Source organism: Streptococcus oralis (assembly GCF_001588645.1).
GTDB classification, from domain to species: domain Bacteria; phylum Bacillota; class Bacilli; order Lactobacillales; family Streptococcaceae; genus Streptococcus; species Streptococcus oralis_AB.
The window spans coordinates 1-26,799 of sequence record NZ_LAYF01000005.1; the positions used below are offsets into that span (position 1 = coordinate 1).

General features: G+C 43.0%; 22 protein-coding genes. 16 read left to right on the forward strand and 6 right to left on the reverse strand.

What is annotated here, in order from left to right; all coding sequences use genetic code 11:
• Positions 1 to 203: 203 nt before the first annotated feature.
• The 7 genes from A0739_RS05090 (at position 204) to A0739_RS05125 (ending at position 11,060) form a co-directional block, all read left to right on the forward strand.
• The gene (locus A0739_RS05090; RefSeq protein ID WP_061587281.1) at positions 204 to 4,595 is read left to right on the forward strand and encodes a PolC-type DNA polymerase III; all 4,392 of its coding nucleotides are present in this window, start codon (positions 204 to 206) and stop codon (positions 4,593 to 4,595) included.
• Between the two features lie 19 nt (positions 4,596 to 4,614).
• Complete coding sequence (locus A0739_RS10460) at positions 4,615 to 4,767, forward strand: hypothetical protein (RefSeq protein ID WP_000778898.1); 153 nt, start codon at positions 4,615 to 4,617, stop codon at positions 4,765 to 4,767.
• A 21-nt stretch (positions 4,768 to 4,788) separates the two neighbouring features.
• Complete coding sequence (locus tag A0739_RS05100) at positions 4,789 to 6,030, forward strand: aminopeptidase (protein WP_000243937.1); 1,242 nt, start codon at positions 4,789 to 4,791, stop codon at positions 6,028 to 6,030.
• 9 nt (positions 6,031 to 6,039) lie between these two features.
• On the forward strand, positions 6,040 to 6,270 hold the full coding sequence (locus A0739_RS05105) for a GlsB/YeaQ/YmgE family stress response membrane protein (RefSeq protein ID WP_000901575.1): 231 nt from the start codon (positions 6,040 to 6,042) through the stop codon (positions 6,268 to 6,270).
• A gap of 224 nt (positions 6,271 to 6,494) precedes the next feature.
• Positions 6,495 to 7,217: a pseudouridine synthase gene (locus A0739_RS05110; protein ID WP_001234909.1), complete on the forward strand. Its 723-nt coding sequence runs from the start codon at positions 6,495 to 6,497 to the stop codon at positions 7,215 to 7,217.
• 110 nt (positions 7,218 to 7,327) lie between these two features.
• Positions 7,328 to 8,662, forward strand: a complete 1,335-nt coding sequence (gene pepC / locus A0739_RS05120; protein WP_000991688.1) for an aminopeptidase C — start codon at positions 7,328 to 7,330, stop codon at positions 8,660 to 8,662.
• A gap of 169 nt (positions 8,663 to 8,831) precedes the next feature.
• Positions 8,832 to 11,060 carry an HAD-IC family P-type ATPase gene (locus tag A0739_RS05125; RefSeq protein ID WP_061587283.1) on the forward strand — a complete coding sequence of 743 codons (2,229 nt, stop codon included), beginning with the start codon at positions 8,832 to 8,834 and terminating at the stop codon, positions 11,058 to 11,060.
• A 57-nt stretch (positions 11,061 to 11,117) separates the two neighbouring features.
• Here the strand turns inward: A0739_RS05125 and A0739_RS05130 are convergent, their stop codons facing one another.
• The 4 genes from A0739_RS05130 to A0739_RS05145 all read right to left on the reverse strand — a co-directional run bounded on the left by A0739_RS05130 (position 11,118) and on the right by A0739_RS05145 (position 15,014).
• Positions 11,118 to 12,029: a PTS system mannose/fructose/sorbose family transporter subunit IID gene (locus A0739_RS05130; protein WP_000818316.1), complete on the reverse strand. Its 912-nt coding sequence runs from the start codon at positions 12,027 to 12,029 to the stop codon at positions 11,118 to 11,120.
• A 14-nt stretch (positions 12,030 to 12,043) separates the two neighbouring features.
• A complete protein-coding gene (locus A0739_RS05135; protein WP_001280321.1) occupies positions 12,044 to 12,856 on the reverse strand; it encodes a PTS mannose/fructose/sorbose transporter subunit IIC in 813 nt (270 codons plus the stop codon).
• Between the two features lie 75 nt (positions 12,857 to 12,931).
• Positions 12,932 to 13,921 (reverse strand): PTS sugar transporter subunit IIB, encoded by a 990-nt coding sequence (locus A0739_RS05140; RefSeq protein WP_061587284.1) that lies wholly within the window; start codon positions 13,919 to 13,921, stop codon positions 12,932 to 12,934.
• A 280-nt stretch (positions 13,922 to 14,201) separates the two neighbouring features.
• Positions 14,202 to 15,014, reverse strand: a complete 813-nt coding sequence (locus A0739_RS05145) for a Cof-type HAD-IIB family hydrolase (RefSeq protein WP_000162369.1) — start codon at positions 15,012 to 15,014, stop codon at positions 14,202 to 14,204.
• Between the two features lie 187 nt (positions 15,015 to 15,201).
• Here A0739_RS05145 and A0739_RS05150 point away from each other — a divergent pair, with 187 nt between their 5' ends.
• The 7 genes from A0739_RS05150 (at position 15,202) to A0739_RS05180 (ending at position 22,544) form a co-directional block, all read left to right on the forward strand.
• A complete protein-coding gene (locus tag A0739_RS05150; RefSeq protein WP_061587285.1) occupies positions 15,202 to 16,620 on the forward strand; it encodes an NCS2 family permease in 1,419 nt (472 codons plus the stop codon).
• Between the two features lie 53 nt (positions 16,621 to 16,673).
• Complete coding sequence (locus A0739_RS05155) at positions 16,674 to 17,375, forward strand: CPBP family intramembrane glutamic endopeptidase (RefSeq protein ID WP_061587286.1); 702 nt, start codon at positions 16,674 to 16,676, stop codon at positions 17,373 to 17,375.
• 109 nt (positions 17,376 to 17,484) lie between these two features.
• Positions 17,485 to 18,429 (forward strand): dihydropteroate synthase, encoded by a 945-nt coding sequence (gene folP / locus A0739_RS05160; protein WP_061587287.1) that lies wholly within the window; start codon positions 17,485 to 17,487, stop codon positions 18,427 to 18,429.
• Between the two features lies 1 nt (position 18,430).
• Positions 18,431 to 19,753 carry a bifunctional folylpolyglutamate synthase/dihydrofolate synthase gene (locus A0739_RS05165; RefSeq protein WP_061587288.1) on the forward strand — a complete coding sequence of 441 codons (1,323 nt, stop codon included), beginning with the start codon at positions 18,431 to 18,433 and terminating at the stop codon, positions 19,751 to 19,753.
• A complete protein-coding gene (gene folE / locus A0739_RS05170; RefSeq protein ID WP_000380933.1) occupies positions 19,734 to 20,288 on the forward strand; it encodes a GTP cyclohydrolase I FolE in 555 nt (184 codons plus the stop codon). The genes A0739_RS05165 and folE overlap by 20 nt, the downstream gene beginning before the upstream one ends.
• 158 nt (positions 20,289 to 20,446) lie before the next feature.
• Complete coding sequence (folK, locus tag A0739_RS05175; protein WP_061587289.1) at positions 20,447 to 21,268, forward strand: 2-amino-4-hydroxy-6-hydroxymethyldihydropteridine diphosphokinase; 822 nt, start codon at positions 20,447 to 20,449, stop codon at positions 21,266 to 21,268.
• Complete coding sequence (locus A0739_RS05180; protein ID WP_061587290.1) at positions 21,261 to 22,544, forward strand: hypothetical protein; 1,284 nt, start codon at positions 21,261 to 21,263, stop codon at positions 22,542 to 22,544. The genes folK and A0739_RS05180 overlap by 8 nt, the downstream gene beginning before the upstream one ends.
• A gap of 50 nt (positions 22,545 to 22,594) precedes the next feature.
• Here A0739_RS05180 and A0739_RS05185 read toward each other — a convergent pair whose 3' ends face one another.
• Complete coding sequence (locus tag A0739_RS05185) at positions 22,595 to 22,912, reverse strand: DUF960 domain-containing protein (protein WP_000886045.1); 318 nt, start codon at positions 22,910 to 22,912, stop codon at positions 22,595 to 22,597.
• Positions 22,913 to 23,116: 204 nt separating this feature from the next.
• Between A0739_RS05185 and ccpA the strand changes: the two genes are divergently transcribed.
• Positions 23,117 to 24,127, forward strand: coding sequence for a catabolite control protein A (gene ccpA, locus A0739_RS05190; RefSeq protein WP_061587291.1), 1,011 nt, complete (start codon positions 23,117 to 23,119; stop codon positions 24,125 to 24,127).
• 248 nt (positions 24,128 to 24,375) lie between these two features.
• On the opposite strand, the gene A0739_RS05200 is transcribed toward ccpA, so the two are convergent.
• Positions 24,376 to 25,338 (reverse strand): asparaginase, encoded by a 963-nt coding sequence (locus A0739_RS05200; protein WP_061587292.1) that lies wholly within the window; start codon positions 25,336 to 25,338, stop codon positions 24,376 to 24,378.
• Positions 25,339 to 25,403: 65 nt separating this feature from the next.
• Between A0739_RS05200 and A0739_RS05205 the strand changes: the two genes are divergently transcribed.
• Positions 25,404 to 26,789, forward strand: coding sequence for a Cof-type HAD-IIB family hydrolase (locus A0739_RS05205; RefSeq protein ID WP_061587293.1), 1,386 nt, complete (start codon positions 25,404 to 25,406; stop codon positions 26,787 to 26,789).
• Positions 26,790 to 26,799: the final 10 nt, after the last annotated feature.

A 26,799-nucleotide genomic window follows, 5' to 3' on the forward strand; every position in this document is an offset into this window, starting at 1 on the left:
GTCGCAGGTTCGAATCCTGTCTTCCCGATTGATTACGAGGATACTTAAAGGTATCTTTTTTTATTTACTAAGGAGATTCTGAGAGTCTTCTTTTTTGTTTACGGAACAAATTTGTGTAAACTAGCAGTGCTTAAGGAATGGTACTAGTCATATATTTTCTTTAATTATGGTAAAATAGTAAGAGAATAATGTGAGGAAAATGAATGTCAAGTAAGTTTGAAATTTTAATGAATCAACTAGGAATCTCTGATCAATTGAGACGGGATCCTGCTCTTGTTGATGCTAGAATTGAGCGTGTTGTGGTTCATAAAATTAGTAAGATTTGGGAATTTCATTTTGTATTTTCTAATATTTTACCGATTGAAATCTTTTTAGAGTTAAAGAAAGGGCTTGGTGAAGAATTTTCTAAGACAGGAAACCGAGCTGTTTTCGAAATCAAGGCTCTTTCTCAAGAATTCTCTAATGAACTCTTGCAGGCCTACTATAGAGAGGCTTTTTCTGAAGGTCCATGTGCAAGTCAGGGGTTTAAATCTCTTTACCAGAATTTAAACGTTCGTGCGGAGGGAAATCAACTCATTATTGAAGGTTCAGAGGCGATTGATAAGGAGCACTTTAAGAAGAATCATCTTCCTAATTTGGCAAAGCAACTCGAAAAGTTTGGTTTTCCAGCTTTTGTATGCCAAATAGAAAAGAATGATGCTCTTACACAAGAACAGGAAGAAGCCTTTCATGTGGAGAATGAACAAATCGTCCAGGCTGCCAACGAAGAAGCTTTACGAGCTATGGAGCAACTGGAACAAATGGCTCCTCCTCCAGTAGAAGAGAAGCCAGCCTTTGATTTTCAGGCTAAAAAGGCTGCGGCCAAGCCTAAACTAGATAAGGCTGAAGTTACCCAGATGATCGACGTGACGACTGAGGAAAATCGCCTGGTTTTTGAAGGAGTCGTTTTTGATGTGGAGCATAAGGTGACCAGAACTGGTCGCGTTTTAATCAACTTTAAAATGACAGACTACACTTCAAGTTTTTCAATGCAAAAATGGGTTAAGAATGAAGAAGAAGCTCAGAAGTTTGACATCATTAAGAAGAATTCTTGGCTCCGAGTTCGTGGGAATGTGGAGATGAATAACTTCACACGTGATTTGACCATGAACGTCCAGGATGTGCAGGAAGTTGTTCACTATGAGCGGAAGGATTTGATGCCAGAAGGTGAGCGTCGGATTGAGTTTCATGCTCATACTAATATGTCGACTATGGATGCTCTACCAGAAGTAGAGGAGATCGTTGCGACAGCTGCTAAGTGGGGACACAAGGCGGTTGCCATCACGGACCATGGGAATGTCCAGTCCTTCCCACATGGCTATAAGGCAGCTAAGAAAGCTGGAATTCAGCTGATCTATGGAATGGAAGTCAATATTGTGGAAGACCGTGTCCCTATCGTCTATAACGAAGTGGAGATGGACTTGTCAGAAGCGACCTATGTGGTTTTTGACGTGGAAACGACGGGACTTTCAGCCATCTATAATGACCTGATTCAGGTTGCGGCTTCTAAGATGTATAAGGGAAATGTTATTGCCGAATTTGATGAATTTATCAATCCCGGGCATCCCTTGTCAGCCTTTACTACTGAGTTAACAGGTATTACAGACGATCATGTCAAAAATGCCAAACCACTGGAACAAGTTTTGCAAGAATTCCAAGAATTTTGCAAGGATACAGTCTTAGTTGCTCACAATGCGACCTTTGACGTTGGCTTTATGAATGCCAACTATGAGCGTCATGGTCTGCCTAAGATTAGCCAGCCAGTTATCGATACGCTGGAGTTTGCTAGAAACCTCTATCCTGAGTATAAACGCCATGGTTTGGGGCCTTTGACCAAGCGTTTTGGTGTGGCACTTGAACACCACCACATGGCCAACTACGATGCGGAAGCTACTGGTCGTCTGCTCTTCATCTTTATCAAAGAGGTGGCAGAGAAACATGGTGTGACTGATTTAGCTAGACTCAACATTGATTTGATTAGTCCAGATTCTTATAAAAAAGCTCGGATCAAGCATGCGACTATTTATGTCAAGAATCAGGTAGGTCTAAAAAATATCTTTAAACTGGTTTCTTTGTCCAATACCAAGTACTTTGAAGGAGTACCACGGATACCGAGAACGGTTCTAGATGCCCATCGGGAAGGCTTGATTTTGGGGTCGGCTTGCTCGGAGGGTGAAGTTTTTGACGCAGTTGTTTCCCAAGGTGTGGATGCGGCGGTTGAGGTGGCCAAGTATTATGACTTTATCGAGGTCATGCCACCGGCTATCTATGCTCCCTTGATTGCTAAAGAGCAGGTCAAGGATATGGAGGAACTCCAGACTATTATCAAGAGTTTGATAGAGGTGGGAGACCGCCTTGGGAAGCCTGTTTTGGCTACGGGAAATGTCCATTATATCGAACCGGAAGAAGAGATTTACCGTGAAATTATCGTCCGTAGTTTGGGACAGGGGGCTATGATTAACCGGACCATTGGTCACGGTGAACATGCCCAGCCAGCTCCTCTTCCCAAGGCTCATTTTAGAACGACTAATGAGATGTTGGATGAATTTGCTTTCTTAGGAGAGGAGCTAGCACACAAGCTAGTTATTGAAAATCCCAATGCCTTGGCAGAAATTTTTGAGCCTGTTGAGGTTGTTAAGGGTGACTTGTACACACCTTTCATTGACAAGGCGGAAGAAACGGTCGCTGAGCTGACCTATAAGAAAGCTTTTGAGATTTATGGAAATCCGCTTCCAGATATCGTTGATTTGCGGATTGAAAAAGAATTGACTTCTATTCTAGGGAATGGATTTGCCGTGATTTATCTAGCATCGCAGATGCTGGTGCAACGTTCCAATGAACGGGGATACTTGGTTGGTTCTCGTGGGTCTGTTGGGTCCAGTTTTGTTGCGACTATGATTGGGATTACGGAGGTTAATCCTCTCTCTCCTCATTATGTTTGTGGTCAATGTCAGTATAGTGAGTTTATCACGGATGGTTCTTACGGTTCAGGGTTTGATATGCCCAATAAGGATTGTCCAAACTGTGGTCATAAACTTAACAAAAATGGACAGGATATTCCTTTCGAGACCTTCCTTGGTTTTGATGGAGACAAGGTTCCTGATATTGACTTGAACTTCTCGGGAGAAGATCAGCCTAGCGCCCACTTGGATGTACGTGATATCTTTGGTGAGGAATATGCCTTCCGTGCAGGAACGGTTGGTACGGTGGCTGCTAAGACTGCTTATGGATTTGTCAAGGGCTATGAGCGGGACTATGGGAAGTTTTATCGTGATGCAGAGGTGGAACGTCTTGCCCAAGGTGCTGCCGGTGTCAAGCGGACTACAGGACAACACCCAGGAGGAATCGTTGTTATTCCGAACTACATGGATGTCTACGACTTTACGCCTGTTCAGTATCCAGCGGATGACGTGACGGCTGAATGGCAGACGACTCACTTTAACTTCCATGATATCGATGAGAATGTCCTCAAACTCGATGTATTGGGGCATGATGACCCGACCATGATTCGAAAATTGCAGGACTTGTCTGGGATTGATCCTAATGAAATTCCTATGGATGATGAAGGCGTGATGGCCCTCTTTTCTGGGACGGATGTACTTGGGGTGACGCCGGAGCAAATCGGAACGCCGACGGGCATGCTGGGAATCCCAGAGTTTGGAACAAACTTTGTACGTGGGATGGTAGATGAGACGCATCCGACGACTTTTGCGGAGTTGCTTCAGCTGTCTGGTCTGTCCCACGGTACTGATGTGTGGTTGGGAAATGCCCAGGATTTGATCAAGCAAGGAATTGCGGATCTGTCGACCGTTATCGGTTGTCGGGACGATATCATGGTTTATCTCATGCATGCGGGTCTCGAGCCTAAAATGGCCTTTACCATCATGGAACGGGTACGTAAGGGCTTGTGGTTGAAGATTTCCGAAGAAGAACGAAATGGCTATATCGAAGCCATGAAGGCCAATAAGGTGCCAGAATGGTATATCGAATCCTGTGGAAAAATCAAGTATATGTTCCCCAAAGCCCACGCGGCAGCCTACGTTATGATGGCCTTACGTGTAGCCTACTTCAAGGTTCACCATCCGATTTATTACTACTGTGCTTACTTCTCTATCCGCGCCAAGGCCTTTGATATCAAGACCATGGGTGCCGGCTTGGATGCCATTAAGCGTAGAATGGAAGAAATCGCTGAAAAACGGAAGAATAATGAAGCCTCTAATGTGGAAATCGATCTTTATACAACTCTTGAGATTGTCAATGAGATGTGGGAACGTGGCTTTAAGTTTGGCAAGTTAGATCTCTATCGTAGTGATGCGACTGAGTTCATCATTGATGGAGATACCCTCATCCCACCATTTGTAGCAATGGATGGTCTGGGAGAGAACGTTGCTAAGCAGTTGGTGCGTGCGCGTGAAGAGGGTGAGTTCCTCTCTAAGACAGAACTGCGCAAGCGTGGTGGACTTTCATCAACCTTGGTTGAAAAGATGGATGAAATGGGGATTCTCGGCAATATGCCAGAGGATAACCAGTTGAGTTTGTTTGATGAGTTTTTCTAAAATATAGAAAGAGGTTTTTATGAAACTTACCATTTCCGCTCAGGATAAGCCAGCGCAAAAGGTGTTTGATTACCAGCTGGATCTTGACCCTGATACGATTTTGAAAATGACCGCTTTGATTTGTGGTACTGTGGCAGCAGTTAGCCTGCTGTCCTTGTTTAAAGAGAAATAACAAAAGAAAAGGAAGAATAGAATGGTTTTACCAAATTTTAAAGAAAATCTAGAAAAATATGCGAAATTATTGGTTGCAAATGGAATCAATGTGCAACCTGGTCACACCTTGGCTCTCTCTATCGATGTTGAGCAACGCGAGTTGGCGCATTTGATCGTGAAAGAAGCTTATGCTTTGGGTGCGCATGAGGTCATCGTTCAGTGGACAGATGATGTGATCAACCGTGAGAAATTCCTTCACGCACCGATGGAGCGTTTGGACAATGTGCCAGAATACAAGATTGCTGAGATGAACTATCTCTTGGAGAATAAGGCTAGCCGTCTCGGTGTCCGTTCTTCTGATCCAGGTGCCTTGAACGGAGTGGATGCGGATAAGCTTTCAGCTTCTGCAAAAGCTATGGGACTCGCGATGAAGCCGATGCGCATCGCAACTCAATCCAACAAGGTTAGCTGGACTGTAGCAGCTGCTGCTGGACTGGAGTGGGCTAAGAAAGTCTTTCCAAATGCTGCGAGCGATGAAGAAGCAGTGGACCTCCTTTGGGACCAAATCTTCAAAACTTGCCGTGTCTATGAAGAAGATCCAGTTAAGGCTTGGGAAGAACATGCAGCCATTCTTAAGAGTAAGGCAGAAATGCTCAATAAAGAACAATTCTCAGCCCTTCACTACACAGCGCCAGGAACCGATCTGACACTTGGCTTGCCTAAGAATCACGTTTGGGAATCAGCTGGCGCTATCAATGCACAGGGAGAAGGATTCTTGCCAAATATGCCGACAGAAGAAGTCTTTACGGCTCCTGACTTCCGTCGTGCAGATGGCTATGTAACCTCTACAAAACCACTTAGCTATAACGGAAATATCATCGAAGGGATTAAAGTAACCTTCAAGGATGGTCAAATCGTAGACATTACTGCTGAAAAGGGTGATCAGGTCATGAAGGACCTTGTCTTTGAAAATGCGGGTGCGCGTGCCTTGGGTGAATGTGCCTTGGTACCAGATCCAAGTCCAATTTCTCAGTCAGGCATTACCTTCTTTAACACCCTTTTCGATGAGAATGCTTCAAACCACTTGGCTATCGGTGCAGCCTATGCGACCAGCGTTGCTGGTGGAGCGGAGATGAGCGAGGAAGAGCTTGAAGCTGCGGGACTGAACCGTTCAGATGTTCACGTGGACTTTATGATTGGTTCGAATCAAATGGATATCGATGGTATCCGTGAGGATGGAACACGCGTACCACTCTTCCGTAATGGAGACTGGGCTATTTAAGGAGAAACTATGCTTGGAAGTATGTTTGTTGGTCTCCTAGTGGGACTCTTGGCAGGTGCTTTGACCAATCGCGGAGAGAGCATGGGATGCTTTGGAAAAATGTTTCTCGGCTGGATTGGTGCCTTTTTGGGCCACTTGCTCTTTGGAACTTGGGGTCCAATTATAGCTGGAACGGCCATTATCCCAGCTATTTTAGGAGCTATGATTGTCTTAGCTATTTTCTGGAGACGAGGAAGTTAATTTCTTAAATCTGATACTCAATGAAAATCAAAGAGTAAACTAGCCGCAGGCTGCTCAAAGCACTGCTTTGAGGTTGTGTATAGAACTGACGAAGTCAGCTCAAAACACTGTTTTGAGGTTGCAGACGGACGTTGACGCGGTTTGAAGAGATTTTTGAAGAGTATGAAAAGGAAAGGAGGTTGGTCATTGAGCCAGCCTCCTTTTGAGTATGATATAATAGTTCTATGAGATTAGATAAATTTTTAGTTGCCTGCGCTGTAGGGAGTCGGACAGAAGTCAAAAACTTGCTCAAGGCTGGGCGCGTGACGGTAAATGGTAAAAAAGAAAAGTCAGCTAAACTGCAGATTAATGAAGAAAGAGATGAGATTCGCTTTGATGGCCAAGTGCTGGAGTATGAAGAGTTTGTCTACTACATGATGAACAAGCCCCAAGGAGTCATTTCAGCGACTGAAGATTCTAAACACAGAACAGTATTGGACTTGTTGGATGATATTGCTCGGACCAAGGAAGTTTTTCCAGTAGGGCGCTTGGATATTGACACGCATGGCCTCCTGCTTTTGACCAATGACGGCCAGCTTGCCCATGCTCTTCTTTCACCAAAACGTCATGTGGATAAGACCTATCTGGCACACGTCGAGGGAATTATGACCCAAGAAGATGTGGAGACATTTGTCAAGGGCATTCCGCTCAAGGATTTTACCTGCCAGCCAGCTAAGCTGGAGATTGTGTCGGTAGATTCAGTAAAGAATCAAAGTCTGGTTCGTGTGACCATTGCTGAAGGGAAGTTCCATCAAGTCAAGCGCATGGTGGCCTACTGTGGCAAGGAAGTGGTGGACTTACAACGTTTGACGATGGGAACTCTAGCCTTGGATGAGAACTTAGAACGAGGAGAATGGCGCCGCCTGACCAAGGAGGAATTAGAGGAGCTCCTTGCTAGTATTGCTTAGTTTCGATTATGTTAGAAAAGGTGAGGAGAATGTCCTTGCCTTTTTAAGTTTTTCGGTTGCTTCCTTTGTGAAAAGAGTTATAATAGACTGTAGAATAAAAGGAGGAATCTATGAACGCGATTCAAGAATCATTTACGGATCAATTATTTGCTAACTATGAAGCAAATGTCAAATACCAAGCGATTGAAAATGCTGCTAGCCACAACGGAATTTTTGCAGCTCTAGAACGTCGCCAAAGTCATGTAGATAATGCACCTGTTTTCTCATTAGATTTGACCAAGGACAAGGTTACTAACCAGAAAGCGTCTGGTCGTTGTTGGATGTTTGCAGCTCTCAACACCTTCCGTCACAAACTCATCTCTCAATACAAATTGGAAAACTTTGAATTGTCACAAGCCCACACTTTCTTCTGGGACAAGTATGAAAAATCCAACTGGTTCTTGGAGCAAGTCATTGCGACTGCAGACCAAGAATTGACGAGCCGCAAGGTTAGCTTCCTACTCCAAACACCTCAACAAGACGGTGGACAGTGGGATATGGTCGTTGCCCTCTTTGAGAAATATGGTGTCGTGCCTAAGTCTGTTTATCCTGAGTCTGTTTCATCTAGCAGCAGCCGTGAGCTCAATGCTATTCTCAACAAATTGCTTCGCCAAGATGCTCAAATCTTGCGTGACTTGCTCGCTTCTGGTGCGGACCAAGCGACTGTTCAAGCTAAGAAAGAAGACCTCTTGCAAGAAATCTTTAACTTCCTTGCTATGTCACTAGGACTTCCACCGCGTAAATTTGACTTTGCTTATCGCGATAAGGATAACAATTACCAAAGCGAAAAGGGTATCACACCACAAGAATTTTACAAGAAATATGTTGACCTTCCTCTAGAAGATTATGTTTCTGTTATCAACGCCCCAACTGCTGACAAGCCTTACGGTAAATCTTACACAGTTGAGATGTTGGGAAATGTCGTCGGTAGCCGTGCAGTTCGCTACATCAACGTTCCAATGGAACGCTTGAAAGAATTGGCGATTGCCCAAATGCAAACAGGTGAAACTGTTTGGTTTGGTTCAGATGTCGGCCAGCTCAGCAACCGCAAAGCAGGAATCCTTGCGACAGATGTTTATGACTTTGAATCAAGCATGGACATTCAACTCACTCAAGACAAGGCTGGACGTTTGGATTATAGCGAAAGCTTGATGACCCACGCTATGGTCTTGACGGGTGTTGATTTGGATGAAAATGGCAAGTCAACCAAATGGAAGGTTGAAAACTCATGGGGAGACAAGGTCGGTACAGATGGGTACTTTGTTGCCTCAGACGCTTGGATGGATGAATACACTTACCAAATCGTTGTTCGTAAGGAATTGCTGACAGCAGAAGAACAAGTTGCCTATGAAGCAGAACCAATCGTACTTGCACCATGGGATCCAATGGGAGCCTTGGCAGAATAAAGCATAAAGAAAAAAGGTTAGGGGAATCCTAGCCTCTTTTGTTTTTAAGTGCTTCTTAAAGTAGTGATAGATAATGCTTGCCAAGGGAGTTCTTCTTATTTTAAGTCTTTAAGTGACAGAGAAAAAGATATGTGTTACTATAGTAGTACAAAAGGATATTGGAGTAGAAATGAAGTATTTAAGTAGCCAAGACATCAAGGATCGTCAACGAAATATCAGCGACATTAAACCTTATAAAACAAGCAAGGAAATCGTCGTTTCAAATATCTTTACATTTTTTAATGCCATGAACTTGGCTCTGGCAGTTCTGGTAGCCACAACCTTGCGATTCGAAAATATGCTCTTTTTAGGTGTGATTGCTATCAATACAGCCATTGGGATTTTCCAAGAAGTGCGTTCAAAAAATGCCTTGGAAAAGCTAAGTTTGCTTGGTAAAAGTAAGTACAGGGTCAACCGAGATGGTCAAACGATCGAGATTGATCCAGAGGACATCGTTCTAGGGGAGTATCTGCATCTCAATCTGGGAGACCAGGTGCCTGTCGATGCAGAAGTGCTTGAAGGAAATATTGAAGTGGATGAGTCCTTGCTGACTGGTGAGAGTGATTCGGTCTTTAAAACGATTGGTGACCAGCTGATGAGCGGAAGCAATGTCATTAGCGGATCCTGCCTTGTTACGGCGACGGCTGTGGGGCAGGATAGCTATATTAACAAACTCGCAAAATCCAGCAAGGAATTCAAAAAATACCCTTCTCAACTGCGCGATTACATGGATAAGATTTTAAAAATTGTTTCCATCTTGCTGGTGCCAGTTGCGATTCTGCTCTATGTCAGAGGTTTTAGTTTAGGACGGTCTTATGTTGAGATTGTTTTAGGAAGTTCAGGTGCCTTGGTCGGCATGATTCCAGAGGGCTTGATTCTCTTGGTTAGCGTCTCTCTAGCGGTAGCTGCCATGAAGCTGGCTAAAAAGAAGGTTCTAGTGCAGGAGCTATACTGTGTAGAGACCTTGGCGCGAGTAGATGTTCTTTGTTTTGATAAGACAGGTACCATCACAACGGGGAATATGAAGGTCCAAGAAATAGATGCGAAGCTGGCAGAGAAACTGTCTTCTTATCTGGCTTATTTCGAGGATGAAAATGCAACTTCCAGAGCTCTGAAGACTTACTTAACCTGTGAGAAAAAGTGGGAAGTTCAAGAAGTCGGTGCCTTTTCAAGCAAAAACAAGTATTCCTTTGTCCAAGTAAAAGATGGAGGGACCTATTTCTTCGGAGCCTATGAGTTTTTAGGCTTTACCCAGCCGATGGATGCCTACTATGAAGATCTCAAACAGCAAGGTTTTCGAATCTTATCGCTTGCTCATAGCAAGGACCAGATTACGAGTCCAGCTAATGTGGAACTACTAGGCCACGTCGTTTTGTCAGATGAGATTAAGGACAATACCAAGGAAACCTTTGACTATTTCGAATCTCAAGGTGTCGAAGTAAAGATTATCAGTGGGGATAATCATGTGGCTGTATATGGGGTGGCTTGTAAGGCAGGTTTTAAAGAAGAAGCCCGTGCGATTGATATGACCAAGGTGAGTGAACAAGATTTTGAAAGAGTGGTCTTGGAACATGATATCTTTGGTCGGGTGACACCGGAACAGAAGCAAAAGATGGTATCTATTTTGCAAAATGCTGGTAAAACAGTTTCCATGAGCGGTGACGGGGTCAATGATGTTCTGGCTCTCAAGAAAGCAGATATCAGTTTTGCTATGAATGGTGCTACGAGTGCAGCCAAAAGTGTATCCAATATTGTTTTTCTGACCGATGACTTTGCAGTATTTTATGATATCTTGATGGAAGGTCGCCGGGTCATCAATAACATCCAAAAGGTAGCCTCTCTCTTTCTAACAAAGACCTTCTTCTCCATCGTGTTTGCCATTTTGAGTGTGGTATTTGGTTTGGAATTCGCCTTTATCCCCATTCAGTTTACAATCATATCAGCTATTACGATTGGGATTCCATCTTTCTTCCTAACTTTTGAGTCCAATAAAGAAAAGGTCAGCACACATTTTATGCGAGATATTTTGACCAATGCTGCTATTGGTGGTGGGATTCTAGTCACTAGTGTACTCCTGACTAACTTCTTTATCACTGTCCCAGGTCAGGTCAAATTTATTTGCTTCCTACTTGCTTTGTTCAATGGTCTGTGTCTGGTTGCCAAGGTCAGTCTGCCATTTAATCGATACAAACTAGTCTTGCTCATACTTTTGAGCCTTGCAGCCCTTGTAGGAGTGCTTGCCAACACCTTTATCCTGCAAGGAGCGTATGTACCTCTAGCAACCAGCCAAGTCGTCTATGTAGCCATCCTAGCAGTGGTGATTGGAGGCTTGCATTATCTGACTAGAAGAAAAAATTGATACACAAAAAGAATCAGGATTTAATCCTGATTCTTTTTTATTTATATTCTCGATGGTTTACATGATACCGAAGAAACGAGCTGCAATACCTACTGCAAAGAGAGCAAGGATGATTGCGATTGGTGATACTTTTTTCTTAAGCAACCACATGCAAAGGAAAGTAAGGAGAAGTCCCATCAATCCTGGAATCAATGAGTTCAACTGACCTTGAAGAGTTTGTGGTTGAACGCTATCCAAGCTCAATCCGCTGAGTGCTTGACCAAGGATTCCCTTCAATTCTCCACCTGTTACAGCACCTTCTGGGAAGTTGATGTAAGCACCTTCAGCCAATTGTTTACCTGGAAGGTTCACAGTAAAGTTGATAGATACCCAACGTTGTACAAGAACGGCAAGGATGAACATACCAAGGATAGATGCTCCTTTGGTGATGTCTTTCAAGATACCACCAGACATGTCTTTAGTGATTTCAGATCCAGCTTTGTAACCGAACTCTTGTGTATACCATAGGAAGGCCATACGGATAGCATTCCATCCAAAGAAGAAGAGAAGGGGACCAACAATGTTACCAGATGCAGCAAGTGATGCACCAAGGGCTCCAAGGATAGGACGAACTGTAAACCAGAATACTGGGTCACCGATACCAGCAAGAGGTCCCATCATACCGATCTTAACCCCTTGGATAGCCGCGTCGTCGATTTCAACACCGTTAGCGCGCTCTTCTTCAAGTGCAAGAGTAACCCCCATGATTGGAGCAGCTACGTATGGGTGAGTGTTGAAGAACTCAAGGTGACGCTCAAGAGCAGCCGCTTGGTCTTCTTTTTTAGTGTACAATTTTTTGATAGCTGGGATTAAAGAGTAAGCCCAACCCAAGTTTTGCATACGTTCATAGTTCCAAGAACCTTGAAGGAATTGTGAACGCCACCAAACTTTTTGACGATCTGATTTTGATAATTGAATTTTTTCAGCCATGATTGATCCCCTTTCTAGTAGTCTTCTAGGATATCACCGATTGGGTCGTTAGAAGTCGCAGCTCCGCCGCCACCGTTTCCACCTTGTTTTGTAAGGTTAAGGTAGATGAAGGCAAGGGCAACACCGATGACACCAAGGGCAATCAAAGTCAATTGAGAGATTGCTGCAAGAGCAAAACCGATAGCGAAGAATGGCCATACTTCACGAGTTGCCATCATGTTGATAACCATAGCGTAACCAACGGCAACGACCATAGCACCACCGACAGCCATACCACCGTTCAACCAGTCTGGCATCAATTTAAGAGCATCTTGAACGGCAGAAGCTGGGATAGCGATAAGGAAGGCAGCAGGGATTGCAATACGAAGACCTTGAAGAAGAAGTGCAACAAAGTGAGCACGTTCAACAGCCGCAATATTTCCTTCTTTAGCAGCAGCGTCAGCAGTGTGAACCAAGGCAACTGAGATTGTACGAACAATCATAGTCAAGAAAAGTCCAGCTACGGCAAGAGGGATAGCTGTTGCTGTTGCAACGGCGATACCTTCAGTAGTAAAGTTACCACCTTTGATCAAGATGATTGCTGCCGCAACAGACGCAAGAGCAGCGTCAGGAGCTACGGCAGCTCCGATGTTTGCCCAACCAAGGGCGATCATTTGAAGAGATCCACCAAGCATAACACCTGCTTCGAGGTTACCAGTTGCAAGTCCGATAAGGGTACATGCAACGATTGGTTGATGGAATTGGAATTGGTCGAGGATACCTTCAAGACCTGCAAGGAAGGCAACAACTACAACCAAGATAGCAGAAATGATTGAAATATCTGACATGGTTTTATTCCTTTTCTATTTAGTTTTAATAAAGTATTTAATCCTGTTTTCAAAAATGATCGAAACAGATTAAAATTATTGAACGTTTGCTTTCTTAATCAAGTCAAACAAATCTTTTTTCGTGTCGTTTGGTACTTTACGTACATCAAATTCAACACCGAGGTCACGCATTTTTTCAAAGGTTGCAACGTCTTCTTTGTCCATAGACAAAACGTTGTTGATCATTGTTTTACCTGTTGAGTGAGCCATAGAACCAACGTTAAGGGTCTTGATTGGCACGCCACCTTCGATAGCACGAAGTGCATCTTGTGGAGTTTCAAACAAGATAAGGGCATGAGTTTCGCCGAAACGTGGGTCTTTTGCAACGTCGATCAATTTTTGAATTGGGACAACGTTGGCTTTTACTCCGTTAGGAGCTGCTTGTTTGATCAATTCTTTACGCAAGTCGTCGTTTGCAACGTTGTCTGAAGCAACGATGATACGGTCTGCTTTTGAATCAGGAGTCCAAGCAGTGGCAACCTGACCGTGAAGGAGACGAGTGTCTAGACGAGCAAGGTTGATTTTCAGTTTACCGTCACCGATAACTGTTCCTTCTGGAATAGCAGCTTGTGCAACTGGAGCAGCTGCAGCAGTTGCAACTTCCTCAACTGGGTTAAGCTCTTCTGGAAGAGCCTTGATGCCATCTTTGGCTTCTTTAATGATATTCGCAGCGACTTTGTCCACACCTGCATTCGCGTCCATAAGGCGCTCTGTGTAGGCTTGGATCAACATCGGCAAGTTCAGTCCTGTGATGATGGCAAACTTACGTTCTGGATTTTCTCCCATTACGCGGCTAGCTTGGTTGAATGGAGATCCACTCCAAAGGTCAGCCAATACTAGAACCTCATCTTCTGCGTCAAATGCAGCCACAGCATTGTTGAATTTAGCGTAAAGATCATCTGGGCCTTCATTTGGCATAAAGGTTACAACTTGAACCTTTTCTTGTTCACCAAAGATCATAGATCCTGATTGATGAATACCCGCAGCAAATTCGCCGTGACTCGCAATAATGATTCCGATACTCATTATTGTCATTCCTCCTTATAAAATGTTTGACTGTTTGTTTAAGAAAACTTTAAGCCTAATTAAGTATAAACCGTTTTCATTTAAAAAGCAACTATTTTTTCCCAAAAGCAAAAAAGTTTTCATAGCATGACTTCTTAAAAATATTAATATATCAATACCTTTTGAAAGATGCGTGAAAATTGTAATAGAAAATTTAATATAAAAATACAGAAAATGAACTACTTTTGTGAAAATGGAATGAAAACAAAAAGGAAAGATTGCAGGGTCGCAATCTTCCCTTTTATAGGAATAAATTTTGTAAAGCGTGGGCAACTCCATCTTCTTCGTTGGTCAGAGGAAGTTGTTCGTCTGCATATGGAAGAAGAGCAGGATTGGCGTTTTTCATAGCATATCCCTTGCCTGCAAATGCCAACATTTCAGTGTCATTATGCTCATCACCAAAGGCGATTAAGTCTTTTTTATCACGATTCATCACATTGAGCAAGTACTCTAGAGCAAAGGCCTTGTTTACCCCTTTGGGAGTACACTCGAGGATGTTGAGGGGGCCTCCCCAGGTATTGATGGATAGTTGGTGTTGATAAAAACGATTCATCTCGTCTGCTAGAGCGTATTTATCCTCAGCTCTTGTTTGCAAGAGGATGCAGTTGGGGTCTTTGGTTACTCGTTCGGGCTTGAATTGATTTTCCGGTCGGAAGTTCTCTACGCCAAATAGTTTAGGGTCTGCAATTTCCTCATTCGGAGTCGTGATATAGAATTTTTTTCGATATTCTCCTGCAATAAAATCAGCCTGAATGTCTTCCGTGCGCTTGACCATGTCTAGGAGGTATTTTTTGTCCAAGGTTAAGCACTTTTCATGCGCCCAAGCCTGTCCTGGTAGATGGGTAAGGGAGCCGTTAAAGTTAATCATGGGAGTATGCAATTCTAGCTCACGGTAGAAATCTTTTGCCATACGATACGGACGTCCCGTCGTGATGATAACATGGTGTCCTTTTTCTGAAATTTTTTTGATCGTCTCTTTGGTGAAATCGGAGAGCTTGCTTTCACTATTCAGCAGGGTTCCGTCCAAATCGACTGCGATAATTTTTTTAGTCATATAAACCTTTCTAGTCGTTTCCAGATAAGATGTCTACTATTATATCAAAAAGAAAGAAGAAAAACAGACTCAAAACAAAAAATGAAAATTCCATTTTGTTAAATAATTCAAACAAACATATTGAAAAGGTGAATGATAAATGATATAATACTCATATTGTTCGTAAAAAAACAAAAGGAGATTAAAGATGGACAAACTATTTAAACTAAAAGAGCACGGGACAGATGTCCGTACAGAGGTGCTTGCTGGTTTAACAACATTCTTTGCAATGAGTTATATTCTCTTTGTAAACCCTCAAATGCTTTCCCAAACGGGTATGCCTGTTCAAGGTGTGTTCTTGGCAACGATTATCGGTTCTGTAGTCGGTACTTTGATGATGGCTTTCTATGCTAATTTGCCGTACGCACAAGCACCAGGTATGGGACTAAATGCCTTCTTCACATTTACAGTTGTATTTGGAATGGGCTATACTTGGAAAGAAGCTCTTGGTATGGTCTTCATCTGTGGAATTATTTCACTGATTATTACCTTGACAAATGTTCGTAAAATGATTATCGAATCTATTCCTACAACACTTCGTTCAGCTATTTCGGCTGGTATTGGTGTTTTCCTTGCCTATGTTGGGATTAAGAATGCCGGTCTCTTGAAATTCTCAATCGATCCAGGTACTTATACGGTAGCAGGCGAAGGAGCAGACAAGGCTCAAGCTGCACTTACAGCAAATTCAGCAGCCGTTCCAGGCTTGGTAGACTTCAATACTCCAGCAGTATTGGTGGCTCTTGCAGGTCTGGCTATTACCATCTTCTTTGTTGTTAAAGGCATCAAAGGTGGAATCATTCTTTCTATTTTAACAACGACTGTCCTTGCTATTGCTGTGGGTGTTGTGAATTTGTCAGGGATTGACTTTGCTAGCAACAATCTTTCATCAGCGATTAATGATCTAGGAACTTTGTTTGGTGCTGCTCTTGGTTCAGAAGGTTTAGGATCTTTGATTTCAAACACTTCGCGTTTACCAGAAACCTTGATGGCTATTCTTGCCTTCTCACTAACGGATATTTTTGACACAATTGGTACTCTTATCGGTACTGGTGAAAAAGTTGGTATCGTTGCGACAAGTGGAGAAAACCATGAGTCCGCTAAATTGGACAAGGCTCTATACTCTGATTTGGTAGCAACTTCGGTAGGTGCCATTGCAGGTACTTCAAACGTAACAACTTATATTGAGTCAGCAGCAGGTATTGGTGCTGGTGGACGTACAGGTTTGACAGCTCTAGTAGTTGCTATCTGTTTCGCCCTATCTAGCTTCTTTAGCCCACTTCTTGCTATTGTTCCTTCAGCAGCAACAGCACCAATTTTGATCATCGTCGGAATCATGATGCTTTCTAACTTGAAAAATATCCCTTGGGATGATATGGCTGAAGCTGTTCCTGCCTTCTTTACATCTATCTTCATGGGATTCAGCTACTCAATCACTCAAGGGATTGCAGTTGGTTTCTTGACATACACCTTGACAAAAGTTGTCAAAGGTCAAGCCAAGGATGTGCACGTGATGATTTGGATTTTGGATGCTTTGTTTATCCTTAACTATATCAGTATGGCACTATAAATGGTATAATAGAAAAAGGGGAATCTCCCCTTTTTATTATAAGGAGGTACAAGATGAAAGAAAAGACAATCTGGCAAGAGGTTTTGAATAGAGGGAAATGGGTGCTCATCCTTTTGGTAGCTTTTGTTCTATCTCAAGTTCCTATAGGACTTGCTTTGTTTTTAGCAAACAAACAGTTTCCGATTTTACAGTCAGGGCTCTTAGTAGGTGCCCTATCCATAGTCGTTTTGATTGTATTCATTATTGGTGCACGAAAAACACAACTTGCTACTTTTAATCTGTCCTTTTTTAAGGCCAAAGACTTGGCTCGCTTGGTGTTGAGTTACCTAGTGATTTTTGCTAACAATTTGTTTGGTGCAGCTTTGCTTCGCATGACGAATGAGACGACAACGAGCAATCAATCAACTATTAACAGTCTGGTTGAAAATAGTTCCTTGATTGCCACTTTTTTCATGCTAGTCTTGATTGCGCCGATTTGTGAGGAAATTTTGTGTCGTGGGATTATTCCTAAAAAAATCTTCCGAGGTAAGGAAAAACTTGGCTTTGTTGTTGGGGCAATTGTCTTTGCCTTACTCCATACTCCAACCAATCTGCCTTCTGTGATTATTTATGGAGGGATGTCAACAGTTCTAACTTGGACAGCCTATAAGACAGAACGTTTAGAGATGTCCATCCTGCTTCATATGATTCTCAATGGTGTAGCCTTTTGTTTGATAGCTATATTGGTGTTGATTAGTAGAAATCTGGGCCTATAATTCTAGACCATTGGCCTACTTGGAAAAGATGAATGCTTGCGTATCCATCTTTTTCTTTTTATGGTAAAATAGAGAAATAATGTGGTGAAAAACCTTGAGGAGTGACCCTATGTCCAATAAAGCTAGTCAGGCAAAAACAGTCATTTGCGGAATTATCAATGTAACCCCAGATTCCTTTTCGGATGGTGGTCAGTTTTTTGCTGTTGACCAGGCGCTTCAGCAAGCCCGTAAATTGATAGCTGAAGGAGCGAGCATGCTAGATATCGGAGGAGAATCGACTCGTCCAGGAAGTAGCTATGTTGAGATAGAAGAGGAAATCCAGCGTGTTGTTCCAGTTATCAAAGCTATTCGCAAGGAAAGTGATGTCCTCATTTCTATCGATACATGGAAAAGTCAGGTAGCAGAGGCTGCTTTGGAAGCTGGTGCCAATTTGGTCAATGATATCACTGGGCTCATGGGTGACGAAAAAATGGCTCAGGTGGTTGCTAAAGCGGGAGCTCAAGTGGTCATCATGTTTAATCCAGTTATGGCTCGACCTCAACACCCTAGTTCGCTCATATTTCCTCGTTTTGGTTTTGGGGAACCTTTTACAAATGAAGACTTAGCAGACTTTGAAGAACTACCAGTAGAAGATTTGATGACAGCTTTCTTTGAACGAGCTTTGGCGAGAGCGGATCAAGCTGGGATTGCACAAGAAAATATCCTGTTGGATCCGGGAATCGGCTTTGGTCTGACCAAGAAAGAAAATTTGCTTCTTTTACGGGACCTGGATAAACTACATCAGAAGGGCTATCCGATCTTTCTTGGAGTTTCGCGCAAGCGGTTTGTCATTAATATCCTGGAGGGCAATGGTTTTGAAGTTAATCCTGAGACCGAACTTGGTTTCCGCAATCGGGACACAGCTTCGGCTCATGTAACCAGTATCGCTGCGAGACAGGGTGTGGAAGTGGTGCGCGTGCATGATGTTGCCAGTCACAGGATGGCAGTTGAAATTGCCTCTGCTATCCGTTTGGCAGATGATGCAGAAAATCTAGATTTAAAACAATATAAGTAATATGAACGAAATTCAAAACAATCAGTGGATTGCCCACTACCGGACGGACCAACCACATTTTGGTTTGGAACGAATGGTGGAACTCCTAGCTCTGCGAGGCAATCCCCATCTCAAACTTAAGGTCATCCATATTGGAGGGACCAATGGCAAGGGGTCTACCATTGCTTTTTTGAAAAAGATGCTGGAAAAATTAGGACTGAGAGTTGGGGTGTTCAGCTCGCCCTATCTCATTCATTATACAGACCAGATTAGCATCAATGGGGAATCCATTCCCGAAGCGAAACTAGAAGCTCTCATGGCAGACTATCAGTCTTTGCTTGAGGGGGAATCTGCTACCAATTTGCAGGGGACAACCGAATTTGAGATTATCACAGCTCTAGCCTATGATTACTTTGCCTCAGAACAAGTAGATGTGGCCATCATGGAAGTCGGTATGGGTGGTCTTTTGGATAGTACCAATATCTGTCAACCAATTTTGACAGGAATTACGACCATTGGACTGGATCATGTGGCCCTACTTGGTGACACCTTGGAAGCCATAGCAGAGCAGAAGGCTGGTATTATCAAGCAAGGCATTCCCTTGGTAACAGGTCATATTGTTCCAGAAGCCTTGGCTGTTATTGACCGCATTGCGGAAGGGAAAAATGCACCGAGAATAAGATATGAGAGAGATTATCAAGTCAGTCATCAAGAAAGCGTAGTAGCGGGTGAAATCTTTGATTATACCAGTTCTGTCAGACAAGGTCGCTTTCAAACAGGTCTGCTTGGTTTGCACCAGATAGAAAATGCGGGGATGGCGCTTGCACTCCTAGACACTTATTGTCAGGAGACTGGGCGGGAGTTAGCAAGTAATGACTTGGTTGCTCAAGCTTTGAAAGAAACTAGATGGCCAGGGCGTTTGGAGGTCGTGTCTAGTAACCCCTTGTTGCTTTTGGATGGGGCCCACAATCCTCATGCTATCAAGGCTTTATTAGCAACCTTGCAAGGACGCTTTGCGGATTATCATAAGGAAATCCTTTTTACCTGCATCAAAACCAAGGCTTTGGAGGATATGCTGGATTTGCTAAAAACGGTGCCAGATAGTCAATTGACTTTAACCCATTTTGACGATAGTCGGGCAACTGATGAAAACGTACTGAAAGAGACAGCAAAGTCTAGAAATCTCAATTACCAAAGTTGGCTGGATTTTCTAGAGCAGAAATTGACAGATAAAAATGAAGAGAAACAAACAGTTAGGATTGTCACGGGTTCTTTGTATTTCTTGAGCCAAGTGAGAACCTATCTAATGGAGAGGAAAAACGAGAATGGATACACAAAAGATTGAAACGGCTGTAAAAATGATTATCGAGGCTGTTGGTGAGGACGCTAACCGCGAGGGCTTGCAGGAAACACCTGCTCGTGTAGCCCGTATGTACCAAGAGATTTTTTCAGGTCTTGGCCAAACTGCTGAGGAACACCTGTCAAAATCCTTTGAGATTATTGATGATAATATGGTAGTGGAAAAGGATATTTTTTTCCATACTATGTGTGAGCACCACTTCTTGCCCTTTTATGGGAGAGCGCACATTGCCTACATTCCAGATGGTCGGGTGGCAGGCTTGTCTAAGCTAGCCCGTACGGTTGAAGTTTATTCTAAAAAACCACAAATTCAAGAACGTTTGAATATCGAGGTGGCTGATGCCTTGATGGACTATCTGGGTGCTAAAGGAGCCTTTGTTGTCATTGAGGCAGAACATATGTGTATGAGCATGCGTGGTGTCAGAAAACCAGGCACTGCAACCTTGACGACAGTAGCTCGAGGTGTGTTTGAAACAGATAAGGACCTCCGAGATCAGGCTTATCGTCTAATGGGACTATAATACTCTTCGAAAATCAAATTCAAACCACGTCAGCTTCCATCTGCAACCTCAAAACAGTGTTTTGAGCAGCCTGCGGCTAGCTTCCTAGTTTGCACTTTGATTTTCATTGAGTATAAAAAGAATCCGCTATAAGCGGATTTTTCTAGAAAGGACTAGTTATGGATCAACTGCAGATTAAAGATTTGGAAATTTTTGCCTATCATGGTCTTTTCCCTAGTGAGAAGGAATTGGGGCAGAAGTTTGTTATTTCCGCAAGCTTATCTTATGATATGACCAAGGCGGCTACAGAATTGGATTTGACAGCTTCTGTCCATTACGGAGAACTGTGTCAGCAGTGGACGACCTGGTTTCAGGAAAGCACTGAGGACTTGATTGAAACGGTAGCCTACAAACTAGTTGAACGTACTTTTGAGACCTATCCACTTGTCCAAGAGATTGAGTTGGAACTAAAAAAACCTTGGGCTCCAGTGCATTTACCGTTAGATACCTGCTCGGTGGCCATTCACCGTCGTAAGCAGCAGGCCTTTATCGCTCTAGGAAGTAATATGGGAGACAAGAAAGCGAACTTGGAACAAGCTATTGATAAACTGCGGATTCGAGGCATCCATATTCTCAAAGAGTCCAGTGTCTTAACGACGGAACCTTGGGGTGGTGTGGAACAAGATAGCTTTGCCAATCAGGTGATTGAAGTAGAAACCTGGCTTCCAGCATCAGTCTTATTAGAGACCTTGTTAGCCATTGAGTCCGAGATGGGACGGGTTCGAGAGGTTCATTGGGGGCCTCGCTTGATTGATTTGGACTTGCTCTTTGTGGAGGACCAAGTCATCTATACAGACGAGCTCATCTTGCCTCATCCTTATATAGCAGAACGTCTCTTTGTCCTTGAACCGTTAGTGGAAATAGCTCCCCATTTTATCCATCCAATCTTAAAACAACCAATTCGTTACTTGGTTGACCAGTTGGAGCAAGGAAATGCCTAAGCTTTCCGAGACCTATAGCAAGTGGAAGAGTATCGGGGAGGGACTACTTGCTATTGTTTTAGGGCTTCTCTTGATTCGTTTTGGACAGGTTATTCCGCGAATGGGGTACCAGTTGCTGATGGGCTACTTTTCCTTGTCAGCAGTTTGGCACTTGTTGACTCGCTGGTTTCAGGATAAAAAACGTCGGGAAAATATCTTTGTAACCTTGGCCAAGCTGGTGGTTGCGGCTCTCGTGTTTGACTCTATCATCTTGCAAGACCTTGCCCTCTATCTTCTGGTTTTTATCATTGCGAGCTACCAGCTGTTTACGGGCATCATTAGTCTCGTGACCTGGTCTCTCTATCGAAAAAATGCCATTCATCCTCGGATTCATCATCTCTTCGATGCTGTATGGATGATAGGATTTGGGCTTTATAGCATCTCTCCTTTTCACGATGCAGCGAATTTTGAATTGCTCTTGCTTGGGTTTTACTTGCTCATGCTAGGAGCCAGTAGCCTCCGGGACGGTTTCTTTTTTGAAAGGATAGAAAACAATCCCAAGCTAAAACGACGAATGCGAATGACTTTGCCGATCTTTGTGACGGCTTTGATCCCTATCAGCACCTTGCGCAAATTGAATGAGTGGCTGTCAAATCATGAAAGTCAAGAAGGGGAAGTTCATTCAGAAAGAAAAAACGATCAGGTAGTTGATCTGGAAATTTTTATTCATACCTCAGAAACCTCTTTCTTCCTCGCTATGGGACATGTGGATATTTGTTATCAAGGGAAGGTTATTTCCTATGGTTCGTATGATCCCCACTCGGAACGTTTATTCGGCATGGTTGGAGACGGTGTCTTGTTTAAGGCCAATCGGGAAAAATACATAGAGCTCTGTAAGAGGGAAAGTCAGAAGACCTTGTTTGCTTATGGTCTGAGTTTGACGGACCAACAGAAAGCAGCCATCCAAGCTCGTCTAGTAGAGATAGAAGACCTGTTAATTCCTTGGGAACCAAGTTCACAGTTGATGAAAAGAAGAGAGGGCGAGGTCAAGCATACCTACTCCTACCAACTGAAACAGGAAGCGGATGCGACCCTCTATAAATTCAGCTCATCCGAGTTTAAGACCTACTTTGTTCTCAGTACCAATTGTGTTTTGCTGGCAGACTCTATCGTGGGAAAAGCTGGGACTGATATATTGAGTCCCCAAGGTTTCATTGTGCCAGGGACTTATCAGGATTATCTTGACTTAGAGTATACAAAACCAAACGGTCTAGTAGTTAGTCGATCCATTTATTAGAAAAAGAAAACTCTAGTTCCTCAGCAGTTTGCGCCGAGAAGCTAGAGTTTTTAAAATAGGTCATTTTCTTCTGGAAGGAGGATGGTTTCTCTGCCGTCTAGGTCTAAAACAAGGACCCTAGGCGGGTAAAGCGGATCAAAAGGATGATTGAAATCAAAATCGATGCTAGTCGGAAGATGCTGGCTAGAAAAATGGAAGGTGATGGTCCCCTTATTGTTGAGCAGTTGAAACTCAAGTTCTTCTTCTAATTCAAAGACATTTTTCAGGAAATGATCGATAATATACCATAAAGAGTCAATGACATCATCAGGCAAGCTGGTCACGACACCAAAACTAGCGGAACGTCTCTGTGTATTTGTAAAAGCCATGTTTTCCTCCCCCTTTTATTTTCCTTATCATACAGCAAAATGTCTTAAAAATCAAGAAATCCTACTTGCTTTTTCAAAATGGGAATAAACTGTGAAATTTTTTCAAAGTTTCTCTAAAAAATACTTGAAAGTGTTTACAATAAGTGATAAAATGGAGTAAGTAGATGCGTGAAAGCGAAATTTTCATTATAGAAAGGAAACGGAATGAACACAGATGATACAGTAACGATTTATGACGTCGCCCGTGAAGCAGGAGTTTCGATGGCAACAGTTAGCCGTGTCGTTAATGGCAACAAGAATGTTAAAGAGAACACTCGAAAAAAAGTCCTAGAAGTGATTGATCGCTTGGACTATCGTCCAAATGCGGTAGCCCGTGGTTTAGCTAGCAAGAAAACAACGACAGTCGGAGTTGTGATTCCGAACATTACCAATGGCTATTTCTCAACACTTGCTAAGGGGATTGATGACATTGCTGAAATGTACAAGTATAACATTGTCCTAGCAAATAGTGATGAGGATGATGAAAAAGAAGTTTCAGTGGTCAACACGCTCTTTTCAAAACAAGTCGATGGGATTATCTTTATGGGCTATCACTTGACTGAAAAGATTCGTTCAGAATTCTCTCGCTCACGGACGCCGGTTGTTCTTGCAGGTACGGTGGATGTAGAACACCAACTTCCAAGTGTGAATATTGACTACAAACAAGCCACGATTGACGCAGTGAGCTATCTTCTCAAAGAAAATGAGAAAATTGCTTTTGTGAGTGGCCCACTTGTCGATGATATCAATGGTAAGGTTCGTTTGATTGGTTATAAGGAAGCTTTGAAAAAAGCAGGAGTCCCTTATAGCGAGGGCTTAGTCTTTGAATCAAAATATAGCTATAACGATGGTTATGCCTTGGCAGAACGGTTGATTTCATCACAAGCTACAGCTGCAGTTGTGACTGGTGACGAATTGGCAGCAGGTGTGTTGAATGGTTTAGCTGACCATGGTGTATCAGTGCCAGAAGAGTTTGAAATCATTACGACGGATGACTCTCAAATTGCACGATACACTCGTCCAAACTTGACGACAGTTGCCCAACCGCTTTATGATTTGGGTGCTATCAGCATGCGTATGTTGACTAAGATTATGCATAAGGAAGAATTGGAAGAGCGCGAAGTTCTCCTACCTCATGGTTTGACAGAACGTCGTTCTACACGAAAACGTAAATAGAAAAAATCAGGGAATCATGAGATTTCCTGATTTGCTTTCTAGAGAAGGAGTTATACTCAATGAAAATCAAAGAGCAAACTAGGAAACTAGCCGTAGGTTGATCAAAGCACTGCTTTGAGGTTGTAGATGAAACTGACGAAGTCAGCTCAAAACACTGTTTTGAGGTTGTGGATAGAACTGACGAAGTTAGTAACCATACCTACGGTAAGGCGATGCTGACGTGGTTTGAATTTAATTTTCGAAGAGGTTTATCCTTCCATATAGTCTTTCAAAGTCTGCCCTTTTAATCCAGCATTAAGGGCAATTAATAATTTGAGGCGAGCTTTTTGAGCGTTGAGTTCTTTGACAAAGAAAACACCAGCTCGTTGCAACTGCACCCCTCCACCTTGGTAGGCGTAGACAGGTTCAGCAATACCATTAAAACAACGTGAGACCAGGGCGACTGGGATTCCTTTTTGGAGGAGATTTTTCAACTTTTGAGCTGTTTCTTTGGGAATATTGCCTGCTCCAAAGGCCTGAATGACTAAGCCATCCAGCTGTTCCAAGTCTAACATATCAATTAGCTCGTCTGTCATACCGGCATAGGCTGAGATGATGGGAACTAGACCTTGAATATGCTCAAGATCAAACCGGACACGAGGTTCAGCCGTTTTGAAGTAGAGGATTTCTTGCTTCATGATGAGGCCAAGTGGTCCATGTGTTGGGGTTTGAAAGGTGCTGACGTTGGTCGTATGAGTTTTGGTAACATACTTGGCTGCGTGGATCTCGTCGTTCATGACGACCAGCACACCCTTGTCGGCTGCTTTGTCATCGCTGGCAACTCGCAAAGCGCTCAGATAGTTATAAACACCATCGCTACCAAGTTCATTTGAACTACGCATGGCCCCTGTTAGAACGATGGGGATGGGCGGAATTTTCATAGTATCAAGGAAGTAAGCTGTTTCTTCTAAGGTATCTGTACCATGTGTGATGACAACTCCATCGTAGTTATTAGCTTCCTCTTTAATCTTATGATAGAGTGCAAGCATATGCTTGGGTTTGATATGAGGGCTTGGCAGATTAAAAAAGTCTAGGGCATGAACCTCAATCCCTTCAAGTGGATTGGAAACATGGTTCATGGGATTGTCCTGGCTAGTTACAACGGCACCAGTGGCGTCTGATTGCATGGAAATAGTCCCACCTGTATGTAAAACAAGGATTTTCTTAGGCATGATTTAGTCACTCTTTCTGAAATGTGGTATAATCATTGTAACACAAAAGGGGAGAATGGGATAGGATGGAAGTCAAGGCTGTTTTTTTTGATATCGATGGAACATTAGTCAACGATCGCAAGAGTGTTTTGAAATCCACTAAGGACGCGATTAAGATTGTCAAAGAGCAAGGAGTGCTTGTTGGAGTAGCGACAGGACGAGGCCCGTTTTTTGTCAAGGAATTGATGGAAGACTTGAACCTAGACTTTGCGGTGACCTACAATGGCCAATACATTTTTAATAAAGAAAAGGTACTCTTTGCAAGTCCGATTGCTAAGTCAAGCCTGCGTCAACTGATTGCTTACGCTAAAAAGGAGCGTAAAGAAATCGCTCTTGGAACCGAGCATGCCGTTGTTGGTTCGAAAATTATGTCATTTGGTCTCGGCTCCTTTTCCCAGCTGGTTAGTCGTTTTATTCCGACTGTTCTGACAAGAACCGTTAGCCGTTCCTTTAATCGAATGGTCAGCAAGGCAGTTCCTCAAAAGGAAGACGACTTGCTTAACTTGATTAATCAACCCATTTATCAAGTTTTGATGCTGATGACGCCAGAAGAATCTGAGAAGGCAGCAAGTGATTTTGAAGATTTGAAATTAACTCGAAGCAATCCTTTTGCAGCAGATATCATTAACCAAGGAAATTCCAAATTAGAAGGCATTCGCCGAGTCGGGAAAGAATATGGCTTTGATCTCAATCAAGTCATGGCCTTTGGTGATTCAGACAATGACCTAGAAATGTTGGCGGGTGTTGGTATGTCGGTTGCTATGGGGAATGGCAGTAGCAGTGTCAAAGAAGTTGCCAAGCATATTACGGCAAGTAATCAACAAGATGGTATCCACAAGGCGCTCGAGCACTTTGGTGTTTTGGCTTCAGAAAAAGTGTTTGTCAGTCGAGACTACCACTTTAATAAGGTTAAAACCTTCCACCACATGATGGATGAACGAACTCAAGAAGAGCCACAGGCATGGGATGCTGAAGGTGCAACCCACCGCGCAGACTTTAAAATTGAAGAATTAGTAGAGTTTGTTCGCGCAGCAAGTTCTTCGGAGGAAGAATTCCAAAACTCCCTTGCAAGCATGCATGAGGCACTTGATAAGGCGGCAGAGAAAGTGGCGAAAAAGACACCTGCTAAGCAAAATCTGGTTGGTCAAGTGGATGCTTTGATTGACACACTGTATTTTACATACGGTAGTTTTGTTTTGATGGGAGTAGATCCAGAACGTATTTTTGATATTGTCCATGAAGCGAATATGGGGAAGGTCTTCCCTGATGGAAAAGCTCATTTTGACCCAGTTACACACAAGATTTTAAAACCAGATGACTGGGAAGAAAAATATGCTCCGGAACCTGCCATCCGACAGGAACTACAACGTCAGTTTAAAGCTTATGAGCGACATAAAGAAAGAAAAAAATAGAAACAAAAAG

Excerpts from the sequence above, each read along its gene's own strand:
- A0739_RS05090 (WP_061587281.1), top strand. The coding sequence starts at position 204 with ATGTCAAGTAAGTTTGAAATTTTAATGAATCAACTAGGAATCTCTGAT.
- A0739_RS10460 (WP_000778898.1), top strand. The coding sequence starts at position 4,615 with ATGAAACTTACCATTTCCGCTCAGGATAAGCCAGCGCAAAAGGTGTTT.
- A0739_RS05100 (WP_000243937.1), top strand. The coding sequence starts at position 4,789 with ATGGTTTTACCAAATTTTAAAGAAAATCTAGAAAAATATGCGAAATTA.
- A0739_RS05105 (WP_000901575.1), top strand. The coding sequence starts at position 6,040 with ATGCTTGGAAGTATGTTTGTTGGTCTCCTAGTGGGACTCTTGGCAGGT.
- A0739_RS05110 (WP_001234909.1), top strand. The coding sequence starts at position 6,495 with ATGAGATTAGATAAATTTTTAGTTGCCTGCGCTGTAGGGAGTCGGACA.
- pepC (WP_000991688.1), top strand. The coding sequence starts at position 7,328 with ATGAACGCGATTCAAGAATCATTTACGGATCAATTATTTGCTAACTAT.
- A0739_RS05125 (WP_061587283.1), top strand. The coding sequence starts at position 8,832 with ATGAAGTATTTAAGTAGCCAAGACATCAAGGATCGTCAACGAAATATC.
- A0739_RS05130 (WP_000818316.1), bottom strand. The coding sequence starts at position 12,029 with ATGGCTGAAAAAATTCAATTATCAAAATCAGATCGTCAAAAAGTTTGG.
- A0739_RS05135 (WP_001280321.1), bottom strand. The coding sequence starts at position 12,856 with ATGTCAGATATTTCAATCATTTCTGCTATCTTGGTTGTAGTTGTTGCC.
- A0739_RS05140 (WP_061587284.1), bottom strand. The coding sequence starts at position 13,921 with ATGAGTATCGGAATCATTATTGCGAGTCACGGCGAATTTGCTGCGGGT.
- A0739_RS05145 (WP_000162369.1), bottom strand. The coding sequence starts at position 15,014 with ATGACTAAAAAAATTATCGCAGTCGATTTGGACGGAACCCTGCTGAAT.
- A0739_RS05150 (WP_061587285.1), top strand. The coding sequence starts at position 15,202 with ATGGACAAACTATTTAAACTAAAAGAGCACGGGACAGATGTCCGTACA.
- A0739_RS05155 (WP_061587286.1), top strand. The coding sequence starts at position 16,674 with ATGAAAGAAAAGACAATCTGGCAAGAGGTTTTGAATAGAGGGAAATGG.
- folP (WP_061587287.1), top strand. The coding sequence starts at position 17,485 with ATGTCCAATAAAGCTAGTCAGGCAAAAACAGTCATTTGCGGAATTATC.
- A0739_RS05165 (WP_061587288.1), top strand. The coding sequence starts at position 18,431 with ATGAACGAAATTCAAAACAATCAGTGGATTGCCCACTACCGGACGGAC.
- folE (WP_000380933.1), top strand. The coding sequence starts at position 19,734 with ATGGATACACAAAAGATTGAAACGGCTGTAAAAATGATTATCGAGGCT.
- folK (WP_061587289.1), top strand. The coding sequence starts at position 20,447 with ATGGATCAACTGCAGATTAAAGATTTGGAAATTTTTGCCTATCATGGT.
- A0739_RS05180 (WP_061587290.1), top strand. The coding sequence starts at position 21,261 with ATGCCTAAGCTTTCCGAGACCTATAGCAAGTGGAAGAGTATCGGGGAG.
- A0739_RS05185 (WP_000886045.1), bottom strand. The coding sequence starts at position 22,912 with ATGGCTTTTACAAATACACAGAGACGTTCCGCTAGTTTTGGTGTCGTG.
- ccpA (WP_061587291.1), top strand. The coding sequence starts at position 23,117 with ATGAACACAGATGATACAGTAACGATTTATGACGTCGCCCGTGAAGCA.
- A0739_RS05200 (WP_061587292.1), bottom strand. The coding sequence starts at position 25,338 with ATGCCTAAGAAAATCCTTGTTTTACATACAGGTGGGACTATTTCCATG.
- A0739_RS05205 (WP_061587293.1), top strand. The coding sequence starts at position 25,404 with ATGGAAGTCAAGGCTGTTTTTTTTGATATCGATGGAACATTAGTCAAC.